This window comes from Natranaerofaba carboxydovora (assembly GCF_022539405.1).
GTDB classification, from domain to species: Bacteria; Bacillota; Natranaerobiia; order Natranaerobiales; family Natranaerofabaceae; genus Natranaerofaba; species Natranaerofaba carboxydovora.
Genome location: NZ_CP054394.1, coordinates 3,198,799 through 3,216,297 on the forward strand (window position 1 = coordinate 3,198,799; position 17,499 = coordinate 3,216,297).

Genomic DNA, 17,499 nt, shown 5'->3' on the forward strand with positions numbered 1-17,499 from the left:
AGTTTTTTATGATAGAAATTGAAAAGCCAAAAATTGAATATGTCGACCAACCCGATGAGGAATTTCACGGTAAATTTGTGATTGAGCCTCTTGAAAGGGGTTATGGGACCACCCTGGGCAACTCTCTTCGAAGAATTCTTTTATCATCTTTACCAGGAGCTGCTGTAACCACTGTAAAAATAGATGGAGTTTTACATGAATTTTCATCAATACCCGGGGTAGTTGAAGACACGACAGAGATTATTCTAAACTTAAAAAATCTAGTTTTAAAAATCCACACGGAAGAAAAACAGGTGCTAACACTAGAAAAAGAAGGTGAAGGCCCGGTAACAGCTGGAGACATTCAGGCTGGCGCAGATGTGGAAATTATTAATCCTGATCTTCATATTGCTACACTATCAGGTGATTCAAGACTCTACATGGAGATTACAGCCGAGACTGGTAGAGGTTATGTTAAAGCCGAGAGAAATAAAGAAGAAGAACAGCCAATCGGTATTATTCCTGTAGATTCAATATTTAGCCCAATTAGACGAGTGAACTTTAATGTAGAAGATACAAGGGTTGGACAGATTACGGACTTTGATAGATTAACCATGGAAGTGATTACAGATGGAAGTGTAAAGCCAGAAGAAGCTATCAGTCTTGCAGCAAGGATAATGCAAGAACATCTTAATTTATTTGTTAACCTAACAGAAAAAGCAAGTGATGTTGAAGTCATGGTAGAAAAAGAAGATGAAGATAAAGAGAAAATAATGGAGATGACCATTGATGAACTTGATCTATCTGTCCGTTCGTATAACTGCCTAAAAAGAGCAGGAATTAACACAATTCACGAGTTAACCCAAAAAACGCCGGAAGACATGATGAAAGTAAGGAATCTAGGGAAAAAGTCACTTGTAGAAGTTAAAAATAAATTATCAGAACTAGGACTTTCACTTAAAAATGCAGATGACAGCTAAATGGATAGATTAAGGAGGGTGGAAAATGCCACAAAGAAAACTAAGCAGAGAATCAGGGCACAAGAAGGCTTTGCTGAGAAATCTTACTACCTCTTTACTCAAAGAGGAAAGGATTGAAACAACAGAGCCAAAAGCAAAAGAGGTAAAGAGCATAGCTGAAAAGATTATAACTCTTGGTAAAAAGAATGATTTAGCTGCTAAAAGAAGAGCTCTTTCATATATTTATGATGAAGATGTAGTAACCAAAGTTTTTGAAGAGATTGCTCCCAGATATAAAGAACGTCAGGGTGGTTATACAAGGATGCTTAAAAAAGGCCCAAGAAGAGGAGACGGCGCGCCAATAGCGATCTTGGAATTGGTTGAAGAAGAGTAGGCGCGTTGCTAGACGACAGGAGGATGAGTCTGTCATGGTAGCGGTGCTAAGGGCTAAAGACCTAAATTTTTATTATAATAAAGATAAAGAGAATGAAGAAAAAGCACTTGACAATATTAACTTAGATATACACAGGGGCGAATTTGTAACAATAATAGGCCATAATGGGTCTGGTAAGTCAACGTTTGCCAGGCACTTTAATGGGCTGCTTTTGCCATTTGAAGGTAAAATAGTTATAGACGGATTAGACACCGTGGTAGAAGAAAACATTTGGAAGGTCAGGCAGAAAGTCGGGATGGTATTTCAAAATCCCGACAACCAAATTGTAGCAACAACTGTAGAAGAAGATATAGCTTTTGGTCCAGAGAATCTGGGCATACCTCCAAATGAGATAAAAGCAAGAATTAATGAAGCCACCAAGATGGTAGGATTAGAAGGACAGCTAGGACATGCACCACATCTTCTTAGTGGGGGACAAAAGCAAAGGTTAGCAATAGCAGGGGTAATTGCTATGCGGCCAGAGATTTTGGTTTTGGATGAACCGACTGCTATGCTAGATCCTAGAGGCAAAAGAGAAGTTTTAAATACTTTAAAACAGTTAAACGAAAATGAAAATATCACTATTGTGAACATTACCCACTTTATGGATGAGGCTTTGGAAAGTGATAGAGTTATTGTAATGAATGAAGGAAGAATAGAATTAGACGACACACCAGGTGGAATATTTTCTCAGATAAATAATATTAAAAGACTTGGCCTTGAAGTTCCACAAATAGTTGAGCTCGCTCATTCTCTAAGAGAAGAGGGCGTGAAATTGTCTGAGAATGTCTTTAACATTAAAAAATTGGTGGAAGAGATATGTTGATTGAGTGCAAAAATTTATCGCATGTTTATGTGCCGGGCTCGCCAATGAGTCATAAAGCCCTTGATGATATTAATCTTAGTATAGAAAAGGGAGAATTCATTGGTGTAATTGGTCAAACGGGAAGTGGGAAATCAACTTTAGTTCAACATTTCAATGGACTTTTACTACCAACATCAGGCAAGGTTCTAATAGAAGGAAAAGATATTTCAAGTGACAAGAAAAGCCTTAAAGAGATAAGAAAAAGAGTAGGTCTTGTGTTTCAATATCCTGAACATCAACTTTTTGAGGAAACAGTAGCTAAAGATATTGGCTTTGGCCCCACAAATCTAGGGTTTAGTAAGGATGAAGTAGAAGAAAGAAGTAGGTATGCCTTAGAGAAAGTGGGACTTTCTTATGACGAATTAAAAGATAGATCGCCTTTTGAGCTTAGTGGAGGCCAAAAACGAAGGGTAGCAATTGCTGGTGTTTTGGCTATGATGCCAGAGGTGTTGATTTTGGATGAACCAACAGCCGGGCTTGATCCTCAGGGCAAAAAAGACATATTTGAAAAGATAACTGAGCTTTACAAGGAATTAAATATCACTATAATATTGGTAAGCCATAGCATGGAAGATATAGCCGAATTAGTAAACCGGTTGTTTGTTATGCATGAGGGGAAAATAAAGATCAGTGGAAAACCAAGAGAAGTCTTTGGCGAATCAGATATTCTTGAAGAGCTGGGGTTAGGTGTTCCACAGATAACTTTATTGATGAATGAGTTGAGACAAAAAGGCTTAGAAGTACCTTCAGATGTCTTTACTGTAGAAAGTGCTAAAAAAATTTTGCTACCATACCTTAAGGATAAGCGGAAGTGATACTAAATGTTTAAAGGCTTAACAATAGGCCAACACTTGCCAGGGAACTCAATATTACACGTAATGGATCCTAGAATGAAAATAATGTTACTTCTACTTACAGTTGTAGTTTTATTTTTGCTAAACACTTTTACAGGCTATTTTTTACTTGGCTTATTTTTCTTTTCAGTTATAACTATTAGCAAATTGCCTATGAAAATGATTCTTAGAGGGATAAAGCCGCTTTTCTTCATAATAGCTTTTACATTTGTTTTACATTCTTTTTTAACAGAAGGTGGAGAAAAGCTCTTAGAATTAAACACATGGGCAGGTTCATTGACAGTTGAATCCGAAGGGATTTTCAGAGGTAGTTTTATGGCACTAAGACTAATTTTTCTTGTGATAATCGCTTCTGTACTCACCTTGACTACATCACCAATAGCATTAACAGATGCAATAGAACACTTGCTCTCACCTTTTAAGAGAATAGGTGTCCCGGCCCACGAAATAGCGATGATGATGTCAATTGCCCTTAGGTTTATTCCTACTCTTACTGAAGAAACAGAAAAAATAATGAAAGCCCAAAAAGCTAGAGGGGCTGATTTTGAAACAGGGAATATAATACAAAGGGCTAAAAACTTGGTCCCTTTATTAGTACCTCTTTTTGTAAGTGCTTTTAGAAGGGCAGATGAGCTAGCAGTTGCTATGGAAGCTAGATGTTATAGGGGTGGAGAAGGAAGAACAAGGCTAAATGAGTTAAACCTTGAAAGAAGAGACTACCTAGCTTTTGTTACTCTTATCTTTTTTGCAGCTATCTTAATAATTTTTGGCTTTTAATTTATATTTTTAGGCCCTCGGAGTGGTAACAGTGGAAAAAAATAATATAAAAATGACTATAGCTTATGACGGTACTAATTACTTTGGGTTTCAGCGTCAAAAAAATGTATTGACTATACAAGAAGTGCTAGAAGAAGCATTAGAAAAATTATATGGCCATGAAATAAAAATTTTGGCTGCAGGAAGGACAGATTCAGGAGTCCATGCCAGAGGACAGGTAATTAATTTTAGAACCATTAATGACAGGATTCCTATCCATAAACTGCCCCTTGCTCTAAACTCAGTTTTGCCAGATGATGTGGTAGTCAAAGAAGCAACCAGGGTACCGTTAGAATTTAACTCAAGAAAACACGCTAAAAAGAAAAAGTACAGATATTATTGTTATAAATCATATTATAGAGATCCTTTTTTAAGAAACTATGCTTACCAATTGAAAGAAGGGAATTTAAATTATGACAAGATGAACGAAGCTTGTAGAGAATTTATTGGTAAACATGACTTTACAGCATTTTCTGCGTCTGGAACTGAAGTGGAGAATAAAGTAAGAGAGATATATGATCTAAACATGAGTAATACTAAGAATAGTTTAACATTTGAGTTCTTAGGTGATGGCTTTTTATATAAAATGGTCCGAATAATTGTAGGGACAATTATAATAATAGGTAATGGAAAGATTTGTCCTTCTAAAGTCAAGGATATAATTAAGCAAAAGGACAGGTCGCTAACTGGTCCAACAATCGCACCCCATGGACTGTATTTAGAGAAAGTTTACTATTAGAGAAGTATTGAAAAAGATAAATTCGCAAAGGAATTTGACATGTCAGCAGTAGTTGTATTAAAATACACTTCGTAGATTTTAAAGTGTAAATGTGAAGGAGGGAAAGCGATGAAATCAACTTATATGGCTAAGCCAGGTGAAGTGGAGAAAAAATGGTATGTGATAGATGCAGCAGGGAAGCCTCTTGGTAGGCTGGCAGTTGAAATAAGTAAGGTTTTGATGGGAAAGCACAAGCCAGAATATACTCCCCATGTAGATACAGGAGATTATGTGATAGTAGTTAATTCTCAAGATGTGCTTTTGACCGGTAAGAAAAAGAAGCAAAAATTCTTATACAAACACTCTGGTTTCCCAGGTGGCCTAAAAGCAACCAGCTACGAAGTGCTACTTAGAGATAACCCTGAAAGAGCTGTATTTGAAGCAGTCAAGGGGATGATCCCTAAGAATAGACTAGGCCGTCAGATGATTAAAAAATTAAAAGTATACAGAGATTCTGAGCATCCACACCAAGCGCAACAGCCAGAAAGCTGGGATTGGTAAATAATTAAGAAGGTAAGACATATCAAAGCAACTAGAAAGGAGGAAGATGATGGAGCAGGTAAAATATTACGGTACCGGAAGAAGAAAAACTTCTGTTGCCCGTGTTAGATTAGTTCCGGGTTCCGGGGATTTTGTTATTAATAAGAAGCCAATTAATGAATATTTCGGAATTGATACTTTAGAAACAATAGTAAAGCAACCCTTAAGAGAAACCGAATTAGAAGGCAAATTTGATGTTTTGGTAAACGTTAGAGGTGGTGGCTTTACTGGTCAGGCAGAAGCAATAAGACATGGTCTAGCAAGAGCATTACTTAAAGCAGACAATGAATTTCGTCCGGTGCTAAAAAAGAATGGATTTTTGACTAGAGATGAAAGGAAAAAAGAAAGGAAGAAATACGGCAGAAAGAAAGCTCGTAAATCTCCACAGTTTTCAAAGAGGTAATCAGTGGTCTGCCTCCAAACAAAAGGGTTTGGAGGTTTTGTTTTGTGCAAAAAGTCTATTCACATAAGTGATAGTGTTTTTAATTGATACATCTAAGACTCGGCAGCAGTCTAAATAAGGTTTCCTAATCAAAGAACTCATCGGCGAGTTCGATTAGCTAATGACTTGGCGTCATTAGACCTTATTTCGACTGCTTTCTCATCAAGATGTATTACAATTAAAAACAAAACTTTGTTCATATGACTTTTTGCACTAGAATTATAAATGTTAATATATGATAACTCCAGCTACAGCTGATAATAGGATTAGAAGAAGGGGATGCCAGTTTTTAATTAGCATCAATAGACATGTGCCAACTCCTATTATTATTCCCCCAATATCATCGACTGCCCTAAAACCGATGAAAACTGCAGCTGATAAAATCAACCCTAAAATAGCTGGCCTAAGTCCATCAAAAAATACCTTGACTTTATCCTTAGATAGATATTTATTTAGTATAAAAGCTATTAGTAATATCAATATTAAAGAAGGAGTGATGACTCCAATAGTTGCGATAATACTGCCGGTAACACCATCGATCTTGTAGCCAACAAAGGTGGCAAAATTTATTGCAAGGGGACCAGGTGTCATCTCTGCGATAGCCATTATATCAAGAAATTCATCTAAATCCAGCCAGCCTCTAGATTCAATAATTTCTCTTTGGATAAGCGGTATCATTACATAACCGCCGCCAAAACTAAACAGCCCTAATTTAATAAATACCCACAGCAATTCAAGACCATGCATTTTTTTATTTAGTCCTCCTCTTTAATTAATCATCATTGTTCTTTTCTTTATCTTCTTTAACATCTTCATCTTCTTTGTCTTCTTTATGTTTTTTTTCTCCTTTATTTAAGATAAAAGCCAGTACTCCAAAAGCAACTATAACTCCTATAGGATGTAAACCAATAACAGCAAGAAAAAAAGCTGCCAGGAAAATTATGATTGATTTCTTTTGTGTTAATATGGGCTTTCCTATGCTAATGACAGCGGCAAAAATCAGTCCCACAACGCCAGGTCTTATTCCCATGAAGGCCTTATTTACTATGCCTACTTCTTGAAATCTAAGAAAATACATTGCTATCAACAAGATGATAGTAAAAGATGGTATTATTACCCCGAGAAGACAGACAAAGGCTCCAGGAGTTCCTTTTATTTTATAGCCTGTGTAGATGGCTGTATTTATAGCGACCGCCCCAGGTACAGATTGAGATATTGTAAGGGCATCCAAAAATTCACCTTCATCTAACCAATTTTCTTTTTCTACAATATCTCTCTTTATTAAAGGCAGCATGGCATACCCTCCTCCAAAGGTAAAAGCACCAAGCCTCAAAAAAGTTATAAATAGTTTTAAACAGGTATTCTGTAATAATCTGCTTTTCAATTTATTCACCTCTTTTGATTCTATTTTTTTCCCAAATACCATAACTTATATTGAGGAGGGTTATAATGAAAGCAAAGTTTGCTGTAATAAAATTAACTAAAAAGTTTATTTTTAAAATATTGATTGTACTATTTATATTAATATTAATAGTAGCTGCCTGGTTTTTCAATAACCTTTATATGTTTAACATATTTTCTTCTCCAGAACTATATACCAACTTAGATAATAAGGTTGTTGGAATTGATCCGGGACATGGCGGGTATGACCCTGGGTTTTTCAAGGGTGAAGTAAGAGAGTGCGATGTAGTGTTAGATATTTCTCTCAAATTAAGAAGGCTGCTAGAACAGGGGGGAGCCCAGGTTGTAATGACAAGAGAAGAAGATAGTGATATGTGGGATTACTATGATGATAACAACAATAATAATACTCATCCTGACTTAGGCAGCAGGGCAAGACTGATGGAAGAACATGATGTCGATCTATTTGTAAGTGTCCATGCAAATAGTATACCATCAAGTGTCTGGAGTGGAGCACAAACTTTTTATCAAGAAGGTGATGAAGAAAGTGAGATTCTTGCCCATAATATACAAGACCAATTGATTGAAACCTTAAAAAATACTGATAGAACACCTCTATCAGCTGATTATTATATATTAAATAATACGGCCGCTCCGGGGGTAATTGTGGAGGTAGGATTTTTATCTAACCCAACGGAACGTGAACTGCTAGTAAATGATGAATACCAAGAAAGAGTTGCGTGGGCAATGTATTTAGGTTTGATAGAATTTATGTCCCAATACTAAAACACTCATCTTTATGGTTCAAAAACATGGTTAGATTGTAGTAAAATATAGATTAAAGGCTTGCAAAATGTAAATAATAATTATGTTAGCCTGTATGAATCAAGGAGGGTTTAATATGGCTTTAAAATGGGCAGTTCTTACTCCACATCCGCCTTTACTCGTGCCGGAGATAGGAAAAGATGCACTGAATCAGGTCATAGATACTAAAAAATCAATGGAAAAAACATTTGAGGAGCTAAAAAATGATAATGTAGATACATTGCTTATTATAACACCACATGGTCCTTACCTTTCTGATGAGATTTCAATTTGGGACAAGGACATTTTGGAAGGGTCTTTGGCTAGATTTGGTGGCAGAGAAAAGTTAAAGTTTGATTGTGATAGGGATCTTGTCAAAGAGATTGCGGACGAATGGGAAAAGCATAGAATGCCTTATAGTAGTCTTGGAGAAGATGAGTCTGCAAGACTAGGGGAAGAGCTAGATCATGGAGCTTTTGTCCCTTTGTACTATCTTAATCAAAGTTTTGACAATAAAGTTAACCTTGTATCTATTACTCCTGGAGGGGCAGATTATGATCTTTTATGGAAGTCGGGAGAATTACTTGGGCAAGTAATAAATGATGAAGACAAGAATATAGGAGTTATTGTAAGTGGAGACTTATCTCACCGGCTTACAAGGAATGCGCCTGCAGGATATCATCCTGAAGCTCATAAGTTTGATCAAAAACTAAAAGAGATTTTAAATCAGGGTAATTTTTCTTTACTAAAAGAAATTCCAGAAAAATTATTGATACAAACTGGAGAATGTGGATACAGGCCAATGCTTATTGCGGGAGGACTTTTGGAAAATCTTCATCCAAATAGTGAAGTTTTTTCATATGAAGGTCCTTTTGGGGTAGGTTATATGGTAGCTTTATTATACAGGGCATTAAACGAAAGCGATAAGGAAGGTGAGAAGGCTTGAGCAATAACAAAGAGATAGCAATTAAGCTTGCGAGGGATAGTCTAAAGACATATTTGAAAGAAAATAAGATACTTTCTTTGCTGCCGGATATGCCTGAAGACTTTTTGAAAAGGGCTGGATGTTTTGTTTCCTTGAAAAAAGAAGATGGTTCTTTAAGGGGGTGTATTGGCACAATTGAGCCAGTTTATGATACATTGGCAGAAGAGATAATAAGGAATTCTATTAGTGCTGGTACAAAAGACCCCAGGTTTCCAAAGGTAGAAATCATAGAGCTAGATAGCTTAGTTTTTGCCGTTGATGTACTGCATCCTAAAGAGGAAATAACGGATTTTGACTATTTGGACCCATATAAATATGGAGTAGTTGTTGAAAAAGGAAGACAAAAAGGGGTTTTGTTACCTGACCTAGAAGGGATTGACACAGCACAAAAACAGGTGGAAATTGCAATGACTAAAGCTTCGATAAATGATATTAATGGGACAAAAATTTATAGATTTAAGGTGGAGAGATACAATGAGTAACAAATCAATTGAATCAATGTTCTATCAAAAAGAAAATGAAAAGATTAGATGTCTTCTATGCCCTCATAAATGTATACTTACTGAAGGGGAGTTTGGCAGGTGCAAACTCAGAAAAGTTGAGGAAAGCACCGGCGAATTAAAACTACATTCCCCGTATCAGTCAAGGGTAGCAGCTATATGCTTGGATCCAATTGAAAAAAAGCCTTTGTATCATTTTCATCCGGGTTCTCAAGTACTGTCTGTAGGAATGATTGGCTGTAATTTGGCATGTCCTTTTTGTCAGAACTGGGAGATATCCCACAGTAGAGACCAGGATAAAGGCAGAAAAATTACACCCCAAGACTTAACTAATATATTAAAAGAATATAGTGAGAGTGAGCCTGATAATATCCTGGGTCTGGCATTTACTTACTCCGAGCCAACGAGCTGGTATGAATATGTCTTTGAAGCTTCAAAATTATCATCAGAAGAAGGATTTAAAAATGTTATAGTTAGTAATGGTTTTATCAATAAAACACCGCTTAAAAACCTGATGCCATATATCCATGGTGCTAATATAGACGTTAAAGGTTTTCGGGAGAGCACATATAAACATGTGGGTGGTCAACTGCAGCCAGTAATGGATACTGTTGAACTTTTATTAGAGAGTAAGCATGTAGAACTTACCTATCTTGTAATCCCGGAAGTAAATGATCACAAAGACGAATTAAATGACTTTATCAATTGGGTTTCAGAATTAAATCCTGATATACCAGTACATTTTAGTAGATATTTCCCCCAGTACAAATATGAAAGAAACGCCACACCAGTATCCACATTAAGATGGATATATGAAAAAGCCAAGGAAAAACTTACTTACGTATACCTGGGAAATGTAGGCGAACAAGAAAGCCAAACCACATGGTGTCCAAAATGTAAAAAACCTATAATAGAACGGGTTGGTTTTGGGGTTATAACCAATTTAGTGGAAAGAAACCAATGTAAGTTCTGTAATCATAAGATAGCCGGGGAGTTTTAAAGGAGTTTAGGGTCTTTTGTAGAATTGTAATTATAATATAAGGTTTAATTAAAACTAAGCAGTGGTGGGAGTGGCGTTTAATGAATGAGTTAGTCCAGGAGTTTTTTGCTCAATTTTCCTGGAGGGATTTAATTGATCTTTTAATCGTTGCTTTTTTGTTTTACAAAATTGTCATGATAATTCGTGGTACAAGAGCAGTTCAACTACTTAAGGGTCTTTTGGTTTTGGTGGTTGCTATGGTTGTCAGTGACTGGTTAGGCTTTAGGGCTATTAATTGGCTTTTGACCCAGCTAATAACAGTTGGTGTAATTGCTATCCCCATTGTATTTCAGCCTGAACTGCGCCGTGCATTAGAAAAACTAGGGAGAGGCCAATTTTTTACTGATACTTTTTCAATTACGTCTTCTAAAGAAAAGCATGGAGAAGTAATAACAGAAATAGTTAAAACATGCAGTGTATTAAAGAAAAGGGGGCTTGGTGGTTTAATTGTAATTGAAAGAAAAACAGGTTTAAGAGACTTTGTGGAAACGGGAATAATGATAGATGGTAAAATAAGTGCAGAGTTTTTAATTAATATATTTATGCCAAGAAGCCCACTTCACGACGGGGCGGTAGTAATTAAAGATGATGTAGTTAGAGCTGCTGGTTGTTATCTTCCTTTAACAGAAAAAGAAGGTCTAAGCAAGGACCTTGGAACCAGGCACCGGGCTGCGATAGGAATAACAGAACACTCAGATGCAATAAGTATTGTAGTAAGCGAAGAAAATGGGAAGATCTCTATTTCGGTAAATGGTAAAATTATACGGGATATTAAGGAACAAGACCTTGAGAAAAAATTAAAAGAACTTTGGGAACCAGGTGAGAGTTCCTTTGTAAATCTTTGGCATTGGAAGTTTGGGAATGGATGAATTCCCTTATTTTTTTGAAAAAGGAGTGTAAAATATTGACGGAACTGTTTGGTACTGATGGAGTTAGAGGAGTTGCAAATAGTGATCTGACTCCAGAACTTTGCTTTAAGATAGGAAGAGCAGGAGCATGGTTTTTAAGAAAAAACTATAATATTGATAAAATTCTTATAGGTAGAGATACCCGGGTATCTGGTCCAATGCTTGAAGGAGCAATAGTAGCAGGTATAACATCTGTGGGTGTGGATGTAATACGTTTAGGGGTAGTTACCACACCTGCAGTTGCTTTACTTACTCGCGAAGAGGAAGATGCGTGTGGGGTTATGATATCGGCTTCACACAATCCTGTCCCAGACAACGGGATAAAGTTTTTTAACAATGAGGGTATCAAGCTGACAGAGCAAGAAGAAAAAGAAATAGAATCTTTAGTTAAAGCAGATGAAGATACTCTTCCAAGACCTACTGGAGAAGAAGTTGGTAATGTTAGCTACTTAGAAGAAGCGGGATGGAAATATATCAACCATGTTTTAGAAAGGTTAAAGCCATTAGATTTGTCGGGATTAAAGATAGTATTAGACTGTGGGTATGGGGCTTCTTATGAAATAGCTCCTCTAATATTTGAAAAGCTAGGTGCCATGGTTATAGCTATTAATAGTGAGCCAAATGGAGAAAAAATCAATGTAGACTGTGGTTCAACCCATCCAGATAAAGCAGGTGATATAGTGATTGATCATAATGCGGATGTAGGATTTTCCTTTGACGGGGATGGGGATAGAGTGATAGCTTTGGATAAGCAGGGCAAAGTCCTTGATGGTGACAAAATATTGGCAGTACTCGCAATGTATTTGAATTCTAAAAAAGAACTTCCTGAAAGCACCTTTGTTGCTACAGTAATGAGTAATTTGGGGCTTGAACTTGCCATGGAAAAAGAAGGGATTAATGTTGAGAAGACAAAAGTAGGTGATAGGTCAGTACTATATCATATGAAGAAGAATGGTTATATACTGGGTGGAGAGCAGTCTGGACATATAATCAATCTTAGAGAAAATGTTACAGGTGATGGAGTTATTACAGCACTTAATTTGATGAAAGCTGTAAAAGATCAAGGTAAAGAACTAGGAGAGCTTGCTAGTGTGGTAAAACCTCTACCCCAGGTCCTTGTAAATGTTAATGTTGATGATAAGGAAGGACTTTGGACAGATTCAGAAATTGATGAACAAAAAAGAAAAGCTGAAAAAGAACTAGGGGATACAGGAAGAGTATTAATTAGGCCATCTGGTACAGAACCAAAAATTAGGGTTATGGTAGAGGGTCAAGATGAAGAGTTTTTGCATAAGATAGCTAATGAACTGGTTGGTGTTATAAAGAAAAAATTAAACAAAAAATGAATAGCAGCCTTAAAACAAGCGATTATTTGAAGGGAGGTAGATAACAAATATTTTTTAATAAAAGCGCCAGGGCATACCCGTTATTAATATAGTGGGTATGTTGACGAGGTAGAGGGTTTATCGAGTTATCGGCGGATGCCCTCCGGTGCTCCACCACCGTCAAAGGTACAGAACAAAACCTGAAAGTAATTTCAGGGACAAAAAGTGCCAAGTGGAGGACAACTGAATAAAGTTTAACGTAGAAGGAAAATTGTAACTTTAGCTTATATTATTTGACTGTATGGAGGTATGAAGACAATGTGTGGAATAGTTGGATATATAGGGAAAGAGGACGCTTTGGATGTATTAATTAATGGACTCGAAAAACTTGAGTATAGAGGATATGATTCTGCTGGAGTTTCATTTATAGATGATGGAGAAATAAAAATTACAAAAACAAAAGGAAGAATTGATGATCTAAAAAAACAAATAAATGGCTACAAAAATGGTGCTAGTATTGGTCTTGGCCATACCCGTTGGGCAACTCACGGAAAGCCTTCGGATGAAAATAGTCACCCTCATTGTGATTGCTCAGGTAAAATATCTTTGGTGCACAATGGAATTATCGAAAATTATAAAGTGTTAAAACAAATGTTAAAAGAAAAAGGTCATAATTTTATTTCTGAAACGGATACAGAAGTAATAAGCCACCTTATAGAAGAATATCATGAGGGTGATCTAATTGAGGCAGTAAAAAAAGCTGGCAAAGAATTAAAAGGGTCATTTGCCCTTGCAGTTATGGAAGAAAACGGGGAAGACAAAATAATTTGTCTAAGGAAAGATAGCCCACTCGTTATAGGAGTTGGTGATGGAGAAAACATTATAGCATCTGATATACCCGCTATACTAAATCATACAGATGAAGTATTAATCTTAGAAGATGGGGATCTAGCGGTAGTCGATGATAAAGAGGTGACAGTTTATGATATTGAGGGACAAAAATTAGAAAAACAAACTTATAAAGTCGATTGGGATGCAGAGGAAGCCGAAAAAGGCGGCTATGAACACTTTATGCTTAAGGAAATACATGAGCAACCGCAAGCTCTTAAAAACACCCTCAGAGGAAGATTTGATGATAACAGAAACTTAGTAGAACTTGATGAATTATCATTAACTAAAGAAGAGATAAATAGCTTTGATAAAATATATATGGTAGCCTGCGGCACAGCGTATCATGCAGGGTTAGTAGGAAAAGCTGTTTTTGAAAACATGGTAAAATGCCCGGTGGAAGTGGATATAGCTTCTGAATACAGGTATAGAGAACCACTTATTACTGATAATACTCTGGTAATAGTGATAAGCCAATCAGGGGAAACAGCAGATACCCTGGCAGCTTTAAGAGAATCAAAAAAATGGGGAGCTAAAGTAATTGCAATAACTAATGTAGTAGGAAGTACTGTATCTAGAGAAGCAGATGAAGTTATGTACACTTGGGCAGGACCAGAGATAGCTGTTGCATCCACGAAAGCCTACTTAACGCAGTTATTAGCACTAAACTTGCTTGGGATATATTTTGCCCGCATAAGAAACAGTGCACCTGAAAAAAGATTAAATCAATTGTCGTTAGACCTAAGCAGGATGCCAGAACTACTTGAAAAGGTTTATGAACAAGAAGATGACTTAAAAGAGATGGCGGGAAAAATAGCAAAATGGGAAAGCACCTTCTTTATCGGTAGAGCACTAGATTGGGCTGTGTGTGAAGAAGGAGCACTAAAACTAAAAGAGATATCATATATTCAGGCAGAAGCTTATGCCGCAGGAGAACTAAAACACGGAACACTTGCTCTAATAACAGAAGGGGTGCCAGTCATAACCCTAGTGACGCAACCGCATGTGTATGAAAAAACTATCTCGAATTTACAAGAGGTTAAAGCTAGAGGGGCTAACGGTTTTGCCCTGGCCTTTGAAGATGATGAAACGATTCACCAAGAAGCAGACAATGTAATGACTATACCAAGAGTTGATACGCTTTTAACACCTATTTTAAGTGTTGTACCTTTGCAGTTGATTTCGTATTATGCTGCTACTGCAAGAGGATCAGACGTTGATAAGCCAAGGAATTTGGCAAAAAGCGTAACTGTGGAATAAATTGGAAATAATTATTGTTAAGTTGTCCCCCAATAAAAAAAGCGGTAAAAAATTCTAGTAAATTCTGCAAGAAAAAATTAGGACACAAGAGTGTAAATCCACCCCCTTTAGATGACGGATAAATAACGAAAGTGATCTTTGGTGATCATGAAATGTCACTACTGGGGGTGGACTTTTTTGTTTTTGAGTGTGTTGATAAGAGGATTATTTTTTAATTGGCTATGTACAAAATAAAAGTAGCCAGCGATAAAGTACCAAAGGCTGTTAACGAGTATCAATATATTCATGGTTGATTTTTTAAAATTAATAAAAGAATAAACTGTTAATTTTATCAGGGTCATCAATTGGTATACGATGATCATCTTGAATTGTTCTAAATATACTTACAATTCTAGCAAGACTTTGTTCATGCCATCTAGCAGGTAACATTTCATCTCCGTATATACTTCTATTTCTATATTGTGGATGCCTACGCATTTTATAAAAGAATTCCTCTCTATAATATTCATTTTCTTCCATTGCTTCTTCTGGAAAATAATATTCTAGAGTTCTTTCGCAATCTACTTCTTTTATAGGTAAATTGTCATCTTCTATAATTTCAAAATGTATGATTTCATTTACTTTGTGACCAATTTTATAAACTTCGCCAAATTTTAAATCTTTTTCTTCCATTTTTTCAAATTGCTTATCTCTAGGTATGGGTTCTATATATAAATATATAGGTACTTTATAAGCATTTTCATCGGCAGGTATATCAAATTGGTTGTCTTCATCTGTTGTTTTAATAATTAAAAAACCTATCATGCTAGTTAAATCTGGTGACCCTGAAGCATTTTCTATAAAATTGATTAAATCAGGAGAAGAAACAAATTCTGCTTGTGTTTTATCATCATTAAATTTGTGATAAACACTATTATTAAAATTATTAAAAGACATGTTTAATCTATTAATTCTAGAGTCAATTTCGTCATTTCCTTTACTAGCATATAAAAATTCAGTACTAGGATTTATCAGTCTATCACTTAATTCTTCACCATCATTGTATTGTAGTTTATCTTTTTTGAAATCATCTGGTAGATTATTTTTTAGATGTTGAAATTCTTCATAATCTATTCCTGGAACTACAGTGTCATATTCTGGCTGAGGTAACTTTGTTTGTAAGTTTAATAAATCCATAATAAATAAATTTTTACGCATTGTTTCATCATCAGGTACATATTTTGCTCCATAATCTCTTGCTCTTAATAGTTGCTTGTAAAGATATTCTCTGTTATTAAACTGTTCATCTTCATAAGCTCGTGTCTCAAGGTTTGTTTCTAGTCCCTTATAGTCATCTTTTCTAGTTAGTTCTAACAAATCATAATCACTATATTCTTCTGCTTTTTCTTCTGCAATTTCGTTTATTTCTTCGGTTGCTAGGAATTTTTCCTCCTCACTTCTTTTCTCAGTAGCATCTTCTTGATTATGACTATCACTAGCATGTTGCTCTTCACTGTCAGCTTCGCTTTTTTCTTCATCAGGTATAACAAGTCCAGTAATCAGTAGTAATAAAATAAAACCTAAAAGAATCATAGGTTTTTTCATGCTTTGCATATATCATCCCCTCCAAAGTATCGGATAGATGTTAATATTACTTCAAAGTTTAAGTCAAAATTCTTCTTATTACGTCTAAAATCCTGCTTTTTTTATATTAGGACTATTGCTACTGTCAATTTCAAATAAAATACTCCCATTTATCCCAAGAGGACTTGAAGATAAAGTGATGAACAAATGGAATTATCAACCGCTTGTCTACTTTTTAAATTAGCGTAATAATAGCGTAAAGAAGAAATTTTATGAATTGGCTTTAGGGTGATATTTCAGTAGAAAGGATGATTAAAAGTGGGTTTAACCGAGCGGATAAAGGAACTGTCACTACAGAATGGTGTTAATTATTTTGGTGTAGCGGATCTATCAAAAGCGAAGCAAGCCATTCTTAGTCAAGGTGGTTCGGAGATTGCGGATTTTCCCTATTCTATTTCTTTAGGTATTTCGCTAATAAATCATATTGTTGACCAGTTACCAAGAAGGTCTGAACGATCTGCAGCACTTAACTACAGGCACCATGCTTATGATATTATTAATCAGCGGTTAGACACGGTTGCATCAATAGTAAGTGGATTCATACAGCGACAGGGATATACTGTACTTCCTATTCCAGCGTCAAAACGAATTGATGACGAAAGAATTAGTGCCTCTTTTTCCCATAAGATGGGAGCAAGTTTATCAGGGCTCGGATGGATAGGTAAAAGCTGCTTATTAATTACCCCTGATAGTGGACCTCGAGTAAGGTGGGTATCAATTTTGACGGATGCTCCAATTGAACCAACAGGAGAACTCATGGAAGAGCAGTGTGGTGATTGTTCTGCTTGTGTAGATGTATGTCCGGTGAAAGCATTTACTGGTAAGCCATTTAATAAAGAAGAGCCTAGAGAAGTAAGATATGACGCTAGAAAGTGTAATAAATATTTTGAAAAAATGAAGGAAAGAGGCAAGATAGAAGCTTGTGGAATGTGTTTATATGTGACTTTTTAGGTCAAAAAGCTGGCTATAGGGGGTAGATATTTTTATATCTGTTTCTCCAGAGAAAAGCACGTCATTTTCAGCAGCTATAATTAAGGTGGATGCAAATAAGGTGGGAGCTAAACTTGACAGGAAAAGTTGCTAGCATATAGAAAATATCT

Annotated in this window: 19 protein-coding genes; 16 read left to right on the forward strand and 3 right to left on the reverse strand. The window is 36.0% G+C overall.

Features of this window, described 5'->3' with window-relative positions; all coding sequences use genetic code 11:
- Positions 1-8: 8 nt before the first annotated feature.
- From ACONDI_RS15275 to rpsI, 8 genes are all read left to right on the forward strand, one after another.
- On the forward strand, positions 9-959 hold the full coding sequence (locus ACONDI_RS15275; RefSeq protein ID WP_241079389.1) for a DNA-directed RNA polymerase subunit alpha: 951 nt from the start codon (positions 9-11) through the stop codon (positions 957-959).
- A gap of 25 nt (positions 960-984) precedes the next feature.
- Positions 985-1,332: a 50S ribosomal protein L17 gene (gene rplQ / locus ACONDI_RS15280; RefSeq protein ID WP_241079390.1), complete on the forward strand. Its 348-nt coding sequence runs from the start codon at positions 985-987 to the stop codon at positions 1,330-1,332.
- Positions 1,333-1,366: 34 nt separating this feature from the next.
- Positions 1,367-2,197, forward strand: a complete 831-nt coding sequence (locus ACONDI_RS15285) for an energy-coupling factor transporter ATPase (protein ID WP_241079391.1) — start codon at positions 1,367-1,369, stop codon at positions 2,195-2,197.
- Positions 2,191-3,051, forward strand: a complete 861-nt coding sequence (locus ACONDI_RS15290) for an energy-coupling factor transporter ATPase (protein WP_241079392.1) — start codon at positions 2,191-2,193, stop codon at positions 3,049-3,051. The genes ACONDI_RS15285 and ACONDI_RS15290 overlap by 7 nt, the downstream gene beginning before the upstream one ends.
- 6 nt (positions 3,052-3,057) lie before the next feature.
- Entirely contained in the window at positions 3,058-3,867 is an 810-nt protein-coding gene (locus tag ACONDI_RS15295; protein ID WP_241079393.1) for an energy-coupling factor transporter transmembrane component T family protein, read from the forward strand.
- A gap of 31 nt (positions 3,868-3,898) precedes the next feature.
- Positions 3,899-4,645, forward strand: a complete 747-nt coding sequence (truA, locus tag ACONDI_RS15300) for a tRNA pseudouridine(38-40) synthase TruA (RefSeq protein WP_241079394.1) — start codon at positions 3,899-3,901, stop codon at positions 4,643-4,645.
- Positions 4,646-4,753: 108 nt separating this feature from the next.
- The gene (gene rplM, locus ACONDI_RS15305) at positions 4,754-5,185 is read left to right on the forward strand and encodes a 50S ribosomal protein L13 (RefSeq protein ID WP_241079395.1); all 432 of its coding nucleotides are present in this window, start codon (positions 4,754-4,756) and stop codon (positions 5,183-5,185) included.
- Positions 5,186-5,234: 49 nt separating this feature from the next.
- Entirely contained in the window at positions 5,235-5,627 is a 393-nt protein-coding gene (rpsI, locus tag ACONDI_RS15310) for a 30S ribosomal protein S9 (protein WP_241079396.1), read from the forward strand.
- A gap of 267 nt (positions 5,628-5,894) precedes the next feature.
- Here the strand turns inward: rpsI and ACONDI_RS15315 are convergent, their stop codons facing one another.
- Together ACONDI_RS15315 and ACONDI_RS15320 are read right to left on the reverse strand one after the other, a co-directional pair.
- Entirely contained in the window at positions 5,895-6,413 is a 519-nt protein-coding gene (locus ACONDI_RS15315; protein ID WP_241079397.1) for a chromate transporter, read from the reverse strand.
- 25 nt (positions 6,414-6,438) lie between these two features.
- Positions 6,439-7,050, reverse strand: a complete 612-nt coding sequence (locus ACONDI_RS15320) for a chromate transporter (protein ID WP_241079398.1) — start codon at positions 7,048-7,050, stop codon at positions 6,439-6,441.
- Positions 7,051-7,115: 65 nt separating this feature from the next.
- Between ACONDI_RS15320 and ACONDI_RS15325 the strand changes: the two genes are divergently transcribed.
- The 7 genes from ACONDI_RS15325 (at position 7,116) to glmS (ending at position 14,776) form a co-directional block, all read left to right on the forward strand.
- Complete coding sequence (locus ACONDI_RS15325) at positions 7,116-7,853, forward strand: N-acetylmuramoyl-L-alanine amidase (RefSeq protein ID WP_241079399.1); 738 nt, start codon at positions 7,116-7,118, stop codon at positions 7,851-7,853.
- A 115-nt stretch (positions 7,854-7,968) separates the two neighbouring features.
- On the forward strand, positions 7,969-8,817 hold the full coding sequence (amrB, locus tag ACONDI_RS15330) for an AmmeMemoRadiSam system protein B (protein WP_241079400.1): 849 nt from the start codon (positions 7,969-7,971) through the stop codon (positions 8,815-8,817).
- Positions 8,814-9,338 carry an AmmeMemoRadiSam system protein A gene (amrA, locus tag ACONDI_RS15335; RefSeq protein ID WP_241079401.1) on the forward strand — a complete coding sequence of 175 codons (525 nt, stop codon included), beginning with the start codon at positions 8,814-8,816 and terminating at the stop codon, positions 9,336-9,338. The genes amrB and amrA overlap by 4 nt, the downstream gene beginning before the upstream one ends.
- On the forward strand, positions 9,331-10,356 hold the full coding sequence (gene amrS, locus ACONDI_RS15340) for an AmmeMemoRadiSam system radical SAM enzyme (protein ID WP_241079402.1): 1,026 nt from the start codon (positions 9,331-9,333) through the stop codon (positions 10,354-10,356). Before amrA ends, amrS begins: the two co-directional genes overlap by 8 nt.
- 80 nt (positions 10,357-10,436) lie before the next feature.
- Complete coding sequence (gene cdaA / locus ACONDI_RS15345; RefSeq protein WP_241079403.1) at positions 10,437-11,264, forward strand: diadenylate cyclase CdaA; 828 nt, start codon at positions 10,437-10,439, stop codon at positions 11,262-11,264.
- A 35-nt stretch (positions 11,265-11,299) separates the two neighbouring features.
- The gene (gene glmM / locus ACONDI_RS15350; RefSeq protein ID WP_241079404.1) at positions 11,300-12,649 is read left to right on the forward strand and encodes a phosphoglucosamine mutase; all 1,350 of its coding nucleotides are present in this window, start codon (positions 11,300-11,302) and stop codon (positions 12,647-12,649) included.
- A gap of 297 nt (positions 12,650-12,946) precedes the next feature.
- Positions 12,947-14,776 carry a glutamine--fructose-6-phosphate transaminase (isomerizing) gene (glmS, locus tag ACONDI_RS15355; RefSeq protein WP_241079405.1) on the forward strand — a complete coding sequence of 610 codons (1,830 nt, stop codon included), beginning with the start codon at positions 12,947-12,949 and terminating at the stop codon, positions 14,774-14,776.
- 303 nt (positions 14,777-15,079) lie between these two features.
- Here glmS and ACONDI_RS15360 read toward each other — a convergent pair whose 3' ends face one another.
- The gene (locus ACONDI_RS15360; protein ID WP_241079406.1) at positions 15,080-16,369 is read right to left on the reverse strand and encodes a hypothetical protein; all 1,290 of its coding nucleotides are present in this window, start codon (positions 16,367-16,369) and stop codon (positions 15,080-15,082) included.
- Positions 16,370-16,657: 288 nt separating this feature from the next.
- Here ACONDI_RS15360 and ACONDI_RS15365 point away from each other — a divergent pair, with 288 nt between their 5' ends.
- The gene (locus ACONDI_RS15365) at positions 16,658-17,350 is read left to right on the forward strand and encodes a 4Fe-4S double cluster binding domain-containing protein (RefSeq protein WP_241079407.1); all 693 of its coding nucleotides are present in this window, start codon (positions 16,658-16,660) and stop codon (positions 17,348-17,350) included.
- Positions 17,351-17,499: the final 149 nt, after the last annotated feature.

What these genes read in the sequence shown, in the direction of transcription:
- amrB (WP_241079400.1), top strand. Translation starts at nt 7,969, where the DNA reads ATGGCTTTAAAATGGGCAGTTCTTACTCCACATCCGCCTTTACTCGTG.
- ACONDI_RS15275 (WP_241079389.1), top strand. Translation starts at nt 9, where the DNA reads ATGATAGAAATTGAAAAGCCAAAAATTGAATATGTCGACCAACCCGAT.
- ACONDI_RS15285 (WP_241079391.1), top strand. Translation starts at nt 1,367, where the DNA reads ATGGTAGCGGTGCTAAGGGCTAAAGACCTAAATTTTTATTATAATAAA.
- ACONDI_RS15325 (WP_241079399.1), top strand. Translation starts at nt 7,116, where the DNA reads ATGAAAGCAAAGTTTGCTGTAATAAAATTAACTAAAAAGTTTATTTTT.
- rplM (WP_241079395.1), top strand. Translation starts at nt 4,754, where the DNA reads ATGAAATCAACTTATATGGCTAAGCCAGGTGAAGTGGAGAAAAAATGG.
- ACONDI_RS15290 (WP_241079392.1), top strand. Translation starts at nt 2,191, where the DNA reads ATGTTGATTGAGTGCAAAAATTTATCGCATGTTTATGTGCCGGGCTCG.
- rpsI (WP_241079396.1), top strand. Translation starts at nt 5,235, where the DNA reads ATGGAGCAGGTAAAATATTACGGTACCGGAAGAAGAAAAACTTCTGTT.
- amrS (WP_241079402.1), top strand. Translation starts at nt 9,331, where the DNA reads ATGAGTAACAAATCAATTGAATCAATGTTCTATCAAAAAGAAAATGAA.
- glmS (WP_241079405.1), top strand. Translation starts at nt 12,947, where the DNA reads ATGTGTGGAATAGTTGGATATATAGGGAAAGAGGACGCTTTGGATGTA.
- ACONDI_RS15315 (WP_241079397.1), bottom strand. Translation starts at nt 6,413, where the DNA reads ATGCATGGTCTTGAATTGCTGTGGGTATTTATTAAATTAGGGCTGTTT.
- ACONDI_RS15360 (WP_241079406.1), bottom strand. Translation starts at nt 16,369, where the DNA reads ATGCAAAGCATGAAAAAACCTATGATTCTTTTAGGTTTTATTTTATTA.
- rplQ (WP_241079390.1), top strand. Translation starts at nt 985, where the DNA reads ATGCCACAAAGAAAACTAAGCAGAGAATCAGGGCACAAGAAGGCTTTG.
- ACONDI_RS15295 (WP_241079393.1), top strand. Translation starts at nt 3,058, where the DNA reads ATGTTTAAAGGCTTAACAATAGGCCAACACTTGCCAGGGAACTCAATA.
- cdaA (WP_241079403.1), top strand. Translation starts at nt 10,437, where the DNA reads ATGAATGAGTTAGTCCAGGAGTTTTTTGCTCAATTTTCCTGGAGGGAT.